Raw genomic sequence first — 14,631 nt, forward strand, 5'->3', positions numbered from 1 at the left:
CTTTAATTATATACCAAACAACCAAAATATGAACAGAATAGATTTTATAAAAAACAGTTTGGCGGCAGCAGGAGCAATTGTTGCAGGTTCTGCTATACCAGCAATCGCAGCGGATAAGACTGCTTTGCATAGCAGCAGATGGTCTGCTGGTAAAATTTTTAACCTGGATTATGCGCCACATCAGGGGATGTTTAAGCAGCATGCCGGAGACAACTTTCTGGATCAGATCAGGTTTATGCACGACCAGGGTTTCCGTTCTATAGAAGACAATGGTTATTTGAAAAGAACTATTGAAGAACAAACAAAAATAGGTGAGTTACTGGCCAAGCTGGGCATGAGAATGGGTGTATTTGTGGTAGATGGTGGTGACAACTGGAAAATATCACTAACCACTGGAAAAAAAGAATTTAAAGACAAATTCATAGAGACCTGCAAGCTTTCTATTGAAGCTGCTAAAAGATGTAATGCGAAATGGTTAACCGTAGTACCGGGCTTTTATGAACGAAAGCTGCCTTATGGCAACCAGTTTGCAAATGTGGTAGATGCGATGCGGGCAGGGGCTGAGCTATTTGAACCTCATGGCCTGATCATGGTGTTGGAAACGCTAAGTGATACACCGGAATTATTTTTGCAACAAACACATGAAACTTATGCGGTTTGTAAAGCTGTTAAAAGTCCGTCCTGTAAAATTCTATACGACATTTATCACATGCAGAAAATGGAAGGACAGCTGATGGTGAATATGGACCGTTGCTGGGAGGAGATTGCCTATATACAGATAGGTGATAATCCAGGTAGAAAAGAACCTACAACAGGAGAGATCAATTATAAGAACCTGTTTAAACACATTTATGAAAAAGGTTACAAAGGTGTTATGGGTATGGAACATGGCAATTCCAAACCCGGTAAGGATGGAGAGCTGCGGGTGATACAGGCCTATAGGGAATGTGATGATTTTCTTTCGTAACCATAGCAGTGATGTTAAAATAAATTGAGCTGAACTTTAGGAACTTTGAAAAGACTGGAATCCAGCTTTGGTTTAATTTCATTGAGGTGGTTCAGGCGGCAATGAAGTTTAAAGCTATCCTTGATCAATTTGGCAATATTTCCGTCTCCCCTCATTCTGTCGCCAAACCTGCTGTCATTCACGCTTCCTCCATGACAAGACTGGATGGCATGCCATACTTTTTCAAAGCGGTCGGGATAGTTTTTTCGTAGCCAGTCTTCAAATATTCCGCCTATTGCACCATTCAGCCTTACTACAGTGTATCCTGCTGCTATAGCCCCACAATTGGCAATTGTTTTTAAAATAACAGGGATTTCATGATCGCTTAAACCAGGTACCAATGGTGCTACCATTACACCCATAGGGATACCAGCCCCACTCAGCTGTTCTATTATTTTGAGTCGCTGTTTTGCTGTGGTAGTCCTGGGTTCCATTTTCTGACGCAATTTTTCATTCAGGCTGTTGATGGATACATAAACCATACAGAGGTTTAGTTTGGCCATTTCAGCAAGCAGGTCTATATCTCTCAATATCAATGCATTTTTTGTGATCATGCCAATCGGTTGCCGGTATTCCAATGCAATTTCCAGTAATTGTCTGGTGATCATAAATTTTCTTTCAGCAGGTTGGTAGCAATCTGTATTGCCAAATAAAGAAATAACGGAGGCGTCCCAGCCTTTACGTTCAAGGAATTTTTTAAATAAGGCCGGAGCATCTGTTTTTACGACGATCTTTCGTTCAAAATCCAGACCTGCACTAAAGCCCCAGTATTCATGTGCGTTACGTGCATAACAGTAAGTGCAGCCATGCTCGCAGCCCTGATAGGGATTAAGAGAATAGGCCATGCCAACATCCGGGCTGTCTACCTTGTTGACAATTGACTTTGATTTTCCAAAAATGAAAGTAGTTTTCCGGTCTTCTTCTTCCCATTCATCAATTCCTTCACTATGCTCCTTTGCATAATCATTTTTAGCAAAACGGTTATTTGGATTGAGTTGGGCCCCACGGCCTTTAACATAATTGTCAGGTTTTTCGTTGTCTAATATCATTAGTTAAAATTGCTAATAATATTAGTAATATGCAAATTTGTGTTAAACTTTAGATAGAGGGAGGCTTATGATATCAGTCTAATTTTATCATTATTTTTCTTCAATTCCCATTTTTTGCATCACCACATCACTTACTCCAGTCGAAGAGTAGCCCCCATCGTGGAAAAGGTTTTGCATGGTAACCATTCGGGTAAGGTCAGAGAACAAGGTAATGCAGTAATCTGCGCAGGATGCTGCATCCGCATTGCCCAATGGTGCAATGGCATCAGCATAATCATAGAAATCTCCAAAACCTTTGATGCCCGAACCGGCGGTAGTTTTTGTAGGTGATTGGGAAACCGTATTGATACGTACTTTTTTCTCTAATCCATAATAGTAGCCGAAGCTGCGGGCAATGGATTCCAGCATGGCTTTGATATCGGCCATATCTGTATAAAAAGGATAGGTACGCTGTGCGGCCATATAGCTCAAGGCAACCACACTACCCCCTTCATTAATGGCATCTAATTTTTTTGCTATTGCCAGCATTTTATGAAAAGACAAAGCCGAAACATCGATGCCTTTCAAAAAATAATCATAGTTTGATTCTGTATAAGGAATCTTTTTGCGAATATTTACGCTCATGCCAATAGAGTGCAGTACGAAGTCTATTTTTCCACCTAATATTTCTTGTGATTGGATAAACAGGTTAGTCAGGTCGTCCACATTTGTAGCGTCAGCCGGAACAATTTGTGCATTTGTTTTTTCTGCCAGTGCATTAATTTCTCCCATGCGCATGGCAACAGGTGCATTGGTCAAAACAAAGGTTGCACCCTCTTCGTGAGCTTTCTCAGCTACCTTCCACGCGATTGAATTCTGATCTAATGCACCAGTAATAATGCCGCGTTTACCTTTTAATAAGTTATACATAAAATTTTGTTTTTTAAAACAGGCCGAAGTTAAGGAAATTTTCTTTTGTCAAAAGCCTAGCTTTTATAACCAAGCAGATCTCTGGCATTTTCTATAGCTGGTGCACCAGGTGTTTTGCCACTTAACATTTCTGCAATCACTTGTATGCGGTCTGTTTTATTCAATTTGCGAATCCCGGTGGTCGTGCGTTCAGTTTCCTCATTTTTATAAACAAAATAATGCGCATCGCCTTTTGCTGCAATCTGAGGAAGATGGGTAATACAGATCACCTGCATGTTTTTTTCAAGCGCTCCAATAACTTTACCTACGCGAAGCGCTGTTTCTCCGGAAATACCGGTATCTATCTCATCAAATATTAAAGTAGGTAAGGAAGTGTATTTGGCCATAATAGATTTAATAGCGAGCATTAAACGCGAAAGCTCACCTCCGGATGCTACTTTGCCCACAGGAGCAGGAGGTTGACCTGTATTTGCCGAAAACAAGAGACTAATAATGTCTTTTCCGTCCTTATTCAATTCAGCACTTTGCTGCTGTTCGATTTTTATTTTAGCATTGGGCATACCTACCTGTTGGAGCAATTCTCTAACGCTACTTTCCGTATGAAGAATCGATTTGTTGCGGTTAAGGGATAATTTACCTGCTGTCTCCTCAAGTTCCCGATGGAGTTTTTCCTGCGCTTTATTCATACGTTCAATCTCTTCATCACCGCTTAAAAGATTGGCCAGGTTTTCTGAAAGCTGTGCCTGAATGGCAGTTAATTCTTCAATGCTGTTTACCCTGTGCTTTTGTTGTAAACTATAAACAAGGTCTAAACGGGTATTGATCTCTTCAATCCTTAAAGGATTAAAAATTATGTTTTCTTCCAGTGCAGATGTTTCTTCAGCAATATCTTTGATCTCGATCAGGGCAGAACGTAAACGGTCATTTAATGCTCCGTATGCAGGATTAAATTTCTCAATGCTTTGCAGTTGATTAACCGCTTCTTTGAGGATTGGAAGTACGGCTGTTTCCTGCTCGCTTAATAGGTTATAACTGGTCAGCAGGCTTCTTTTAATACTTTCCGAATTGTTCAGCATCTGCAGTTCGGTCTCCAGTTTTTCCTGTTCACCGGTCTGAAGATCTGCATTTTCCAGTTCATTGAACAAAAACTGCTCATAATCCTGCCTGTTTCGTGCTTCATCTGCTTTGTTCTGCAATTCGGTTAACTGACGTTGTTGCTGTTTATATAGCTTAAACTGATTGCGGTAATCCTGGAGTAAAGGCTGATGTCCGGCAAGAGTATCTACTACTGATAATTGGAATTCAGGATCATTAACTTCCAGTGTGGCATGCTGTGAATGGATGTCTATCAATCGTTCGCCTACCTGTTTCATTACAGTAAGGGTTACTGGTGTATCGTTAATAAAGGCCCTCGATTTCCCATCTGTAGTGATCTCCCTTCTTAAAGTACTTTCTTTATGGAAATCGAGGTCATTTTCTTCAAACAAAGCCTGCAAATGAGCGCTGACCAGTAAAAAATGTCCTTCAATGATGCATTTCTTATCCTGATTAAAAAAGTACTTAGTCTCGGCACGCTGCCCCAGTATCAGCGATAAAGCACCTAGCATGATTGATTTACCTGCGCCGGTTTCACCGGTAATGATATTTAAACCACTGTCAAGTTCCAGCTCAACACTGTCAATCAAAGCATAATTGCGGATGGAAAGTTTTTGTAGCATATACATTGCTAAATTATGAAAACTTAGCGATGAACAACAAAAAAAGGCAGAAGATTATCTACTGCCTTTTTTATCTTGTATGTTGGTCAGGTTAAAATGATGTGGTATCCGCTTTAATTGTTTTTTTCTTCAAAGTTTCTACATCCTCATCAAACTTTTTCTTCAGGTCCTGGTATGCTTTAGAGGCTTCGAGTGTTTTAGTCTCTTCAGATTTTTGCTTAAAAATAGGGGCCGAGAAGTGCAGTCGCATCTTTTCTGATAACTTGGCCTTATCCAATTCTTTTTTAAATTCAGGTGAATTTAATTTTATCGCGATTTCCCGGCTATGTTCAATAAGCTGTTTTTGCTGATTTTTCCATTCAGCAGAATTAAAAAACAGCTGGATTCTTTCTGAATTTTTTTTAATATCCTGCTGTTGTTTTTTCCACTCTTTCGAATCAAAGAATTTTTTCATCTTTTCTGAATTCTTTTTAATGTCCTCACTGTTTTTTGTCCATTCTTCAGCACTGAACTGTTTTTGCAGGTCTTCAGACATTTTTTTGAAACCCGACTGCCATTCCGGAGACATGGTAAACGTCAGACTTTTATTGACCACCGAATCGATATTGAAATCGAAATCGCCCTTGCTTACAAAGGTATCTTTGATCACTTCTTTTCTTAAACTGTCGGGCATTTCCTTTACAGAATTGTATTCCTGCTTACGGCCACTGGCATCAATGGTCACAATTTTAAACTTGTGTTTCTTTCTGGTTGTGTCCTGTCTTAAGAGAGGCAGCACATTCAATTTTACTAATGGATTGCTGAAATGTCGAATTTTTGCTTCAGAAAGCGGAGCCGGGACAGGAGGCACAGGTAAAACAGGTACCTGAGGTTTTAGGAAGGCCGGTTCGGTTTTTTCAGGACTGATCCAGGCCAGCGATATTACGGTAGCTATTGTCAAAGTGATGGCAAAAATCTGCTGTTTGGCATTCATATAATTGGTCTTCATATCTGTAATTCTTTTAATGCGCTGGTATAAATGTTGGTTGCTGCCATTTGCTGCCATTGACAAAGCAGGTGTTGTTTTGTCTTTAAGGATTTCAAGTTTTAACAACGCATGTGCATAAGTTAATGGTGTTCCTGTGAGTTTAAGTACAAGATCGTCGCAGGCATGTTCACGTTCTATATTGATAAACCTGCTGCTTAACCAGATGAAAGGATTAAAAAACATTAAGGTCTCGATGGCAGTTTTAATCAGATTGAGCAGGTAATCGTTTCTTCGGATATGCGAAAGTTCATGGATCAATATGGCTTCCACCTGCTTGATGTCCAGTTGCGCCACAAGCGCTATGGGAAACAATACCATTGGTTTAAAATAACCTATTACGAGCGGTATATTTACCTGGTCAGAAAGGTAGAAACTGATGGGCTGACGGAGCCCCAGCCTGGATAGCATTTCCTTAAAAACCTTTAACCAGGCTTCGGGAACAGATGTTTTGTCCGCCTCCTTAAGCTTATGCAGCTTTCTATAGCCCGCGGCAAGGATCAGCAGCTGGCACAACAGGCCAATGGCGTAAACATTAACAATATAAGGAAAAAACTGCTCTGTTTTCTGGTTGATCCCATCAGACAGGTCCGATGCATATTGCATCAGCACAATTTCTTTATTACCTGCAGAAATAAGCATATCATTAGCAGGAAGCTTAAAAATTGAGAAAAAAGTAATGCAGAAGCCTGCAAACATCAGACTTATGGCACCATAAGCCAGGTTGTGCTTTAGTTTTGCCGTCATTTTTGGAAAAAAGGCAATTAGAAGTAAAAGTACTCCATAAATAATTGCAGCTTGCCATAAAGAATGAAAGATACTCCATCCTGTTGCTTTGATCAGGTTGTTTACAATTGTTTCCATGTTATTGATTACTTAATTCATCCAGATATTTCTTTATCGAATCGATCTCATCTTTACTAGCCTTATGGTTACCCAGGGCCTGTATCACCATGCGTGCGGCTGAACCATTAAAAACATTATCGATCATTTTATTCACCAAATGTTGCTGGGTTTTTTGCTGATTGATCAATGCGCTGTAAATGTGTGTTTTAGCGGAAGTATCCCGGGCTACCAAACCTTTTTCATGCATAATCTGCATCAGTTTTAGTGTAGTTGTATAACCTGCGTCCTTATTTTTTTCTAAAACTTCATGTACATCCCTTACTGTGCAATCTCCTTTTTCCCATAGGATCTGCAAAATTTCGAGTTCACTTTCTGTCGGTTTCAAGTTTGCTGTTCCTGTCATAATATCATAGTACGAATGGTTTCGTAATCAAATATACGAATCTATTCGTAGATGCAAAATATTTTAACAAAAAAATTAAACAGGTGAGGATTAACGCTTTCCTTTAGTCCTTAGCGCTTCATATTTATTGATGTTGGCCGGATCCACTTCTGCCAGTAAATTATATGCTTTGATTACATCCTGAGGGTCGGGAAGTACGGCAATTACATTCACAAGCTCATCAGCTTTGGTAGCCAGGTACATATTGGGGAAAATAGAGCCCAGCTTTTGTTTATCCATAAGTTTTAAGCCCGATAGAAGGGCTGCAATTTTTTTAGCCGCTTTAGCAGGATCTTCCTGCATCTGGTCTAAGCCAGTATAGTGGTAATCATAAATGAACTGCCTCAGTTCCTCAAAGCTTTTGTTCTGCAAGTTCTCATTTAACCAATATCTGTTGCGCAGTCCATCAAAGGCTTTCCAACCCTTATTCCCTGATACCTGGGCTACATTTAAGATATTTTGTGCTTTGTTGTAAAAATGTGTGCCGCCAAGTTTGCTGAAACTATCTTTATCCAGGCCAATAATGGTATAAGCATAAAAGCTCAGCAGCGAACTTAAATTAGAGATGAAATTCTGATCGGAGAAATCCAGCGACTGGCCTTCATTGAAATTAAAATCAAAGTCTTTGTCGCTAATGTTCAGCAAAGTGCTGTTGTAAGCGGTGTTGTAAACTGGCCTGCTCGATTGGATCTGTGCTTCTGCTTTATAGGCCGAACTTCCATCCCAGGCAGTTATAGTAATTACGAAATTGCATTCTATGCGTTCTGGTGGAGTATAAGTTTCGTTACTCCACTTATTGTTGTTTAAAAACTCTCTGATGGTATTTTGTAAAATCTCTAAATTCCTTTTGTTGATGTTTGGAACAGTAGGGGCCATCAATTGTACCCTTGTATTTAATTCCTGGGCTTGCAGTGCCGCAGCACACAAAATACAGAGTAAGACAAGAGCGCAAAGTTTTCTCATACATTAACCAGCTTTAATATTTCATTGCAAATATCTTTGGCCACCTCGGTTTTCGATTTCATTTCAAAAACTATTTTTTCGGCGGCTTTATTAAAGATAGTTATTTTATTGGTATCCATTTTAAAACCGGCACCTTTATCATTTAAAGAATTGAGTACAATGAGGTCCAGGTTCTTTTTTATCAGTTTTTCTTTGGCATAGGTTTCCTCATTTTGTGTTTCGAGTGCAAAACCTACCAATATTTGCCGGTCAGTTTTTAATTGACCCAGGGTAGCCAGAATATCCGTTGTTTTTTTGAGCTCCAGGTTAAACTCATTGCTGGTTTTTTTTATCTTTTGCTCAGCCCTGGTTACCGGTGTATAATCTGCCACAGCAGCACTCATTACTGTAATGTCTGCCTTGCCAAATTCAGCTTTGCAGGCACTAAGCATATCGGCAGCACTTACCACATCAATCCGTTTGAGCTCATAATTGCTTTTTTCGGTAGTAGGACCAGTAATCAGCGTTACATCTGCACCCAGGCTTGCAAACCTGTTTGCAATAGCAAAACCCATTTTACCCGAAGAGTGGTTTCCTATAAAACGAACAGGGTCTATGGCCTCATAAGTAGGGCCCGCCGTAACCATGATCTTTTTTCCCAATAAGGGTAGTGAAGATCTGACCTTATCCGTTAAAAAAGCCAAAATATCTTCAGGTTCTGCCATCCGGCCTTCACCAAACAGGCCACTTGCCAGTTCTCCGCTGCCAGGCTGGATAACCTGGTTTCCATAGGTCAGTAATTTTTGGACGTTACCTGCTGTACTTTCGTGTTTCCACATATCCAGGTCCATTGCCGGAGCAACATATACCGGACATTTGGCTGATAAGTAGACGGCAGTAAGCAGGTTATCGCATAAACCGGAAGCCATTTTGGCCAGGGTATTGGCACTTGCAGGGGCAATTACCATAAAATCTGCCCAAAGGCCCAATTCAACATGATTGCTCCATACACCTGTTTCTTCTTCGAAATACTGGGTATAAACTGGATTTTTTGAGAGGGTGGCCAGGGTAAGTGGCGTAATGAAGTTGGCCGCACCAGCCGTTAAAATTACTTTGACGTTTGCACCAGCCTTTACCAACAGCCTTACCAGTATGGCTGATTTGTATGCTGCAATGCTGCCGCAAACGCCAAGAATGATCTTTTTATTTTTAAGCATGGTTTTAAGGAATGCAGAGATGCAATTTAATACCTATGCGTAGTTTTATTGTTGCTCTTTAGCAGGATTTCTGAAATAGATCTTATCGTTCAGGAACTCGTCAATAGCAATTAAGCTTGGCTTAGGCAAACGCTCATAGTGCTTACTGATTTCAATCTGCTCCCTGTTTTCGAAAATCTCTTCCAGATTATCATTAGAAGAAGCGAATTCAGCCAATTTGCCGTGCAACTCTTCTTTCATGTTGTTAGAAATCTGGTTAGCCCTTTTTGAAATAATTACTAAAGACTCGTAGATATTTTTTGTTTTCTGATCTAAATCATTAACATTTCTAGTAACCGTAGTATTCGGTACAGCGGGTTTATTCGTGTTCATCATTTGATGGGGGTTTTTATTGTCGTAGTGGTACTGTCTGATCTGGCATCTTTTGCCATTAATGCTCTGTATTTTTCCTGATTTTTGGCCAGTTCAGCCAAAAAATGTTTTGCATTTTCTATACCTTGTTCGCTATTTTTCTTTAAAGCTTTTGCATCTTCAAGCAATTTACTTTGCGGATGTGCCTCTACAAATTCATCTGCATAAGTAATGGCTTCGTTGTAACGGTCTTCCTGGCGTGTTTCCAAACTGTTCTTTGCATAAGCGAACTGAGATTTGATAATCAGGAAATCCATTTCTTCAGCATATTTAATATCCGGGAAATCAATCTGCGCATTTTTCAATGCTATAACAGCAGCCTTATAATTACTTACATCATAACCACCCAGATCGTAATACAACCGGGCATTGTTATATGCTTTATCTTCAAGCTTGGCACGCAAAAGTCCTATGTATTTTGCAGCATCGGCGGCACGCTCACTTTTAGGATAAAAGTTAATGAACAATTGCAAGGCATCTATTGCTTTATACGTGTTCTCCTGATCAAGGCTTGGGGCCGGAGAATCCAGGTAATAGCAATAGGCACCCATGTATCTGCATTCTTCTGCATATTTACTGGTTGGGTAAGTATCTGCAAATGATTTAAACTGATACCTTGCAGTAGTGTAGTCCTTTAATTTATACAGGGTTAAAGCATAATGGTAGTTTAACTCTTCAGCTTCTGCACGGCCTCTGTATTTCTGAGAAAGATCTTCAAATAAGATCAAAGCCTTTGCATAGTTCTTTTTGTTATACAAACGCATTGCCTCCTGATACTTTTTGGCTACATCGTTGCTCAGTCTGATCTTTTCAAACTGGCTTTTGCAGCCCGCAATGGTCAGGGCTATAATGGTAAAACTTAATAGTAGTACGTGTTTAACTTTAAACATTGTGCAAAGATAAGGTAATAATACGATAACGTCAATTAAAAATAACAGGATGCTAAACTATGTAAAGGCTTTGATGTAGGCAAGGCGTTAACATAATTTAACATCTTCAAATTTTCCCATGTTCTACGTTGTATAAGCTGCAGTTTCAATGGTTTTTGAGTGGGGATTCCGATGGCTTTGGATAGGGATTAACCATAGGAAAGCCCTTTCAACACCAAGCCAACACACTTGCAATACCAATATAAATATAAGGCGAAAAGAAATGATAAAGATCTTAAGTATAAGAAAGCCGGGATGGATTCCGGTTACAAACAACATAAACTATTTCGTAATATCCAATATGGTGGTAGCCGCACAATAAACAGATTTGTATTCCTTATTGTTCAATGTGCCTGGGCTTTTGTCCTTATAAACAGCTTCAATAAAATAGGTTCCCTTATCCAACGCCTTAAATTCAGCTTTTCCATTGGTATCTACTTTTGTATCCAGTTTCCAGCCAGCCTGGTTGAAAATACTAATCGTTACTTTTGAAAGATCGATGTCCTGATGTTCAACAGTTATGAGGACAGGCTTGTAGGCTGTTGTAGCTGTCGCAGAAACGTTCAGTTTAAATCTTCCTGTTTCGGGAACGGCTTTTTCGGCACCTACCTGTACCGCTGCACTTGCATAAAATTCAATTCTGAGTGATCCGGAAGGGAATTCCAGCACTTCCATAGCGTCGTTTTGCAAGATGATGCGGTATTCACCATTTTGTTCAGGAGTAAAACTTGCTTTATAATGGTCAGTTGCTGCAGTGGTTTGTAATTTGATCTTTTCTTTTCCGGGCATCAACAACCATAAAGAAAAGTTTTTGACATTGGCCATTTCCTTACTGTCCAGTAGTTCTGGTTTTTCTGCTGGTTCTGCATAAAACACCTGCACTTCATGTGCCTGTCCTTTTTTTCCTGAAGGGTTTGTTTTAAGCCAGAAAGCATGCGCAAAAGCACTGTTTACACCAATCGTCATTAACACGAGCAGGGCCCATGATTTTAAATTTGCTATCACCATATCATATTAAAATTTAGAAGTCAGACACAGTTAAATTTACCTAAAGTCGGTTTTTATTTAGACTGCATCTTAATAAGTGACAAATCTAATATTTTATTTCAGTATTAATAAGAATTATTCTAAATAACTGGATTTGCTGTCAAGTACCCTATCCTTATCCTAAGCGATGGTTTCAATGCCCTGGATGGGTTTATATTAAAAGCTGTCGCAATAACCCCTGTTTAATGTCGTTTTCACACAGCTTTTCTTTAATCTATAAGGGCTAGCTTTATATGGTCCAACCAAAATAATATCTATCAAAAAGGTAAGTGTTAAAATAAATCATCATGAAAAAATTAGAATTTAGTATTGCGATTAATGCAAGCCCCGAAAAAGTTTGGGAGATTATCATTGGAAAGGAAACTTACAATGATTGGACAGCACCATTTGCTGAGGGTTCAAGTGTAGAAACGGATTGGAAAAAGGGTAGCAAAGCTTTGTTCCTGGATGGTAAGGGAAACGGAATGGTCTCGGAGATTGTCGAGAGTATTCCTGGTAAATTCCTTTCTATCCATCATCTGGGGGAAGTGAAAGACGGTGTGGAAGATCTTACTGGTTATCAGGGAGAGCAATGGGGAGATGCCCTGGAGAATTATACCCTGAAAGAAGTTGAGGGCAAAACCGTTTGGCTGGTTAATATGGATATGAATGAGGAGTATGTAAAATATATGGAAGATACCTGGCCGCTGGCAATGGCAAAAGTAAAAGCGCTTGCTGAAAATGGCAGTTAATCCCTGGTCGATTTAACGACTGCGCTGAATAACCCTTCACCAGTAAATTTAGAGTTACAAACTGAAAGCTGCGCGTCCTGATCATCAGCGGAGGAACAATTTTGTATCGAGTACCTTATTCTCAAATTCTGTTACCGGCCTTTTGCTTTCTATCAGTTGGAGCAGCATGGTTGTGGCAATCTGTCCCATTTCAAAGGCCGGCTGCCGCACAGAGGTAAGCGGATACTTCAGTAGATCCAGCATATCAGAATTGCTAAAGCCGGCAATGGCCATGTCATTCAGCGCATCTACATTTAAACTCTTAAATACAGTAAGACAGCCCATCGATAGCCGGTCGCCTGCCACAAATATGGCATCCGGTTTTTCTTTAAGGTTTAGCAGCTCTAAAACTGCACTTTCCGTTTCTTCCTGAAACATACCGCCATGCGGACAATTTTTTATGTAATCAGGGTTGAGTGCTATTCCATATTGGTTTAAGGCCTTAGTATATCCCCGAAGACGCTCTATACTGATAGACAGATGGGCTGAACTGCTTAAATGTGCAATTTTTTTATAGCCAGCTCTGATCAGGTGTTCAGTAGCCTCAAAGGCACCTTTTTCATTATTTGCACTAATTTTATGGGTATGTATCTCCTCCGCAATGCGGTCGAAAAATACGATAGGTAATCCTTTATCGTGTAAAGCACTAAGGTGACCGGTATCTTTTGTTTCTGCGGATAGTGAAATTAGTAAACCATCTACACCCCTTGAGGCCAAATGTTGGGTATTGATCATTTCTCTTTCATACGATTCATGTGTCTGGGTAATGATAACATGGTAACCCTTATCGTAAGCAATGGATTCAATGCCATTGATGGCCTGAGAAAAATACTGGTTAGCTACTTCACTTACAATAACGCCAATTGATTTTGTACGGCGTTCTTTTAAACTTTGTGCAATAGGATTGGGGCGATAGTTAATTTTTTCTGCGTATTCCAGTACCAGTTTTTTGGTTTTGGGGCTGATCTCGTAAGTATCTCTTAACGCCCTTGACACGGTAGAGGTAGACAATCCTAAAGCAATTGCAATATCTTTTAAAGTAGCTGGCTCAAACATAAACTAAAGCGTAGTTGACAAGTAATTCCGAGAACGATTGCATAAATATAATGAATTTGATCGACATGTTATTTAATCGAAATTCGTATGATTGTCATACCAAATATTAAACCAGAGAACTTACCTCTTGAAAAGCAATCGATTGCTTCGTTTTTATTGGTTAACATTTATATTTTGTAGTTGTATCTGTTGATTTAAAGTAGCGTGCTAAAACAAATATTTAATACATGCAATTTGAATACGTAAAAAAGAGCCTTAAAATTTTAAGCCTGGTGGTTTTAATGGCTTTACCTGATATTGCCCGGGCCCAGCAAAAATTTCCTGCGCTGATCATTGTAGCGCAGGATGGTAGCGGCGACTTTAAAACCATACAGGAAGCAGTCAATTCGGTTAGGGACCTTGGACAGCTTCAGGTAAAAATCACAATCAAAAAAGGTATTTATCATGAAAAACTGGTTATACCTTCATGGAAAAAACACATTTCACTCATAGGAGAGAATGCTGCAACAACGATCATTACCAATGCGGATTATTCAGGCAAAGCTTATGTTTCCGGTCCTGATGCTTTTGGAAAAGATAAATTCGGCACTTTTAACTCCTACACTGTACTGGTGCAGGGCAGTGATTTTACTGCCGAGAATTTGACCATTGCCAATACTGCCGGCAGGGTGGGGCAGGCTGTTGCCCTGCATGTAGAGGCCGATAGGGTGGTAATAAAAAACTGCAGGCTTTTGGGTAACCAGGATACTTTATATACGGCAAACCCCGACAGCAGGCAGTATTATGTGAACTGCTATATAGAAGGGACTACCGATTTTATATTTGGTGAAGCTACGGCAGTATTCCAGACTTGTACCATTAACAGTCTGAGTAATTCCTATATTACTGCTGCAGCCACCAGTCCGGCGCAACAATATGGCTATGTATTTTTTGATTGCAGATTAACGGCGGATGCAGCGGCCAAGAAGGTTTTTCTTGGCAGGCCATGGCGCCCTTATGCCAAAACAGTTTTTATCCGGACAAACATGGCAGGTCATATTGTGCCCGAGGGATGGAACGCCTGGCCGGGCGACGCCATGTTTCCAAACAAGGAAAAAACCGCTTTTTATGCAGAATATGGGAGTACAGGTGAAGGGAGTTCCCATACAAAACGTGTAGCCTGGTCTAAGCAGCTTAGTACCAAAGCAGTTAAACAATATACACTAAAGCATATATTTTCGGGTAAAACTGCCTGGGTACCGAATAGTAATTCATCCGAATTTTAA

The 14,631-nt window shown here is 39.9% G+C and carries 14 protein-coding genes; 3 read left to right on the forward strand and 11 right to left on the reverse strand.

All coding sequences use genetic code 11. From position 1 onward, the window contains the following. Positions 1-28 precede the first annotated feature (28 nt). Entirely contained in the window at positions 29-967 is a 939-nt protein-coding gene (locus PHEP_RS05660; RefSeq protein WP_012781298.1) for a hydroxypyruvate isomerase family protein, read from the forward strand. 14 nt (positions 968-981) lie between these two features. On the opposite strand, the gene PHEP_RS05665 is transcribed toward PHEP_RS05660, so the two are convergent. The 10 genes from PHEP_RS05665 to PHEP_RS05710 all read right to left on the reverse strand — a co-directional run bounded on the left by PHEP_RS05665 (position 982) and on the right by PHEP_RS05710 (position 11,501). Further along, positions 982-2,055 carry a PA0069 family radical SAM protein gene (locus tag PHEP_RS05665; protein WP_012781299.1) on the reverse strand — a complete coding sequence of 358 codons (1,074 nt, stop codon included), beginning with the start codon at positions 2,053-2,055 and terminating at the stop codon, positions 982-984. Positions 2,056-2,145: 90 nt separating this feature from the next. Beyond that, entirely contained in the window at positions 2,146-2,964 is an 819-nt protein-coding gene (locus tag PHEP_RS05670; protein WP_012781300.1) for an enoyl-ACP reductase FabI, read from the reverse strand. A 56-nt stretch (positions 2,965-3,020) separates the two neighbouring features. Further along, positions 3,021-4,682, reverse strand: coding sequence for a DNA repair protein RecN (gene recN / locus PHEP_RS05675; RefSeq protein WP_036675625.1), 1,662 nt, complete (start codon positions 4,680-4,682; stop codon positions 3,021-3,023). A 91-nt stretch (positions 4,683-4,773) separates the two neighbouring features. Beyond that, positions 4,774-6,570, reverse strand: coding sequence for a M56 family metallopeptidase (locus PHEP_RS05680; protein ID WP_012781302.1), 1,797 nt, complete (start codon positions 6,568-6,570; stop codon positions 4,774-4,776). A gap of 1 nt (position 6,571) precedes the next feature. Further along, the gene (locus PHEP_RS05685) at positions 6,572-6,955 is read right to left on the reverse strand and encodes a BlaI/MecI/CopY family transcriptional regulator (RefSeq protein WP_012781303.1); all 384 of its coding nucleotides are present in this window, start codon (positions 6,953-6,955) and stop codon (positions 6,572-6,574) included. A 90-nt stretch (positions 6,956-7,045) separates the two neighbouring features. Beyond that, entirely contained in the window at positions 7,046-7,957 is a 912-nt protein-coding gene (porD, locus tag PHEP_RS05690; RefSeq protein WP_012781304.1) for a type IX secretion system protein PorD, read from the reverse strand. Next, positions 7,954-9,153, reverse strand: coding sequence for a bifunctional phosphopantothenoylcysteine decarboxylase/phosphopantothenate--cysteine ligase CoaBC (coaBC, locus tag PHEP_RS05695; RefSeq protein WP_012781305.1), 1,200 nt, complete (start codon positions 9,151-9,153; stop codon positions 7,954-7,956). The genes porD and coaBC overlap by 4 nt, the downstream gene beginning before the upstream one ends. Positions 9,154-9,198: 45 nt before the next feature. Beyond that, positions 9,199-9,528, reverse strand: a complete 330-nt coding sequence (locus PHEP_RS05700; protein ID WP_012781306.1) for a DNA-directed RNA polymerase subunit omega — start codon at positions 9,526-9,528, stop codon at positions 9,199-9,201. Beyond that, a complete protein-coding gene (locus PHEP_RS05705; protein ID WP_012781307.1) occupies positions 9,525-10,454 on the reverse strand; it encodes an outer membrane protein assembly factor BamD in 930 nt (309 codons plus the stop codon). The genes PHEP_RS05700 and PHEP_RS05705 overlap by 4 nt, the downstream gene beginning before the upstream one ends. Positions 10,455-10,775: 321 nt before the next feature. Then, positions 10,776-11,501: a hypothetical protein gene (locus PHEP_RS05710; protein WP_012781308.1), complete on the reverse strand. Its 726-nt coding sequence runs from the start codon at positions 11,499-11,501 to the stop codon at positions 10,776-10,778. Between the two features lie 326 nt (positions 11,502-11,827). Between PHEP_RS05710 and PHEP_RS05715 the strand changes: the two genes are divergently transcribed. Continuing rightward, the gene (locus tag PHEP_RS05715) at positions 11,828-12,271 is read left to right on the forward strand and encodes an SRPBCC family protein (RefSeq protein ID WP_012781309.1); all 444 of its coding nucleotides are present in this window, start codon (positions 11,828-11,830) and stop codon (positions 12,269-12,271) included. An 84-nt stretch (positions 12,272-12,355) separates the two neighbouring features. Here PHEP_RS05715 and PHEP_RS05720 read toward each other — a convergent pair whose 3' ends face one another. After that, positions 12,356-13,366, reverse strand: coding sequence for a LacI family DNA-binding transcriptional regulator (locus PHEP_RS05720; protein ID WP_012781310.1), 1,011 nt, complete (start codon positions 13,364-13,366; stop codon positions 12,356-12,358). A 227-nt stretch (positions 13,367-13,593) separates the two neighbouring features. Between PHEP_RS05720 and PHEP_RS05725 the strand changes: the two genes are divergently transcribed. Then, the gene (locus PHEP_RS05725) at positions 13,594-14,631 is read left to right on the forward strand and encodes a pectinesterase family protein (protein ID WP_012781311.1); all 1,038 of its coding nucleotides are present in this window, start codon (positions 13,594-13,596) and stop codon (positions 14,629-14,631) included.

This window comes from Pedobacter heparinus DSM 2366, from assembly GCF_000023825.1.
GTDB lineage: Bacteria > Bacteroidota > Bacteroidia > Sphingobacteriales > Sphingobacteriaceae > Pedobacter > Pedobacter heparinus.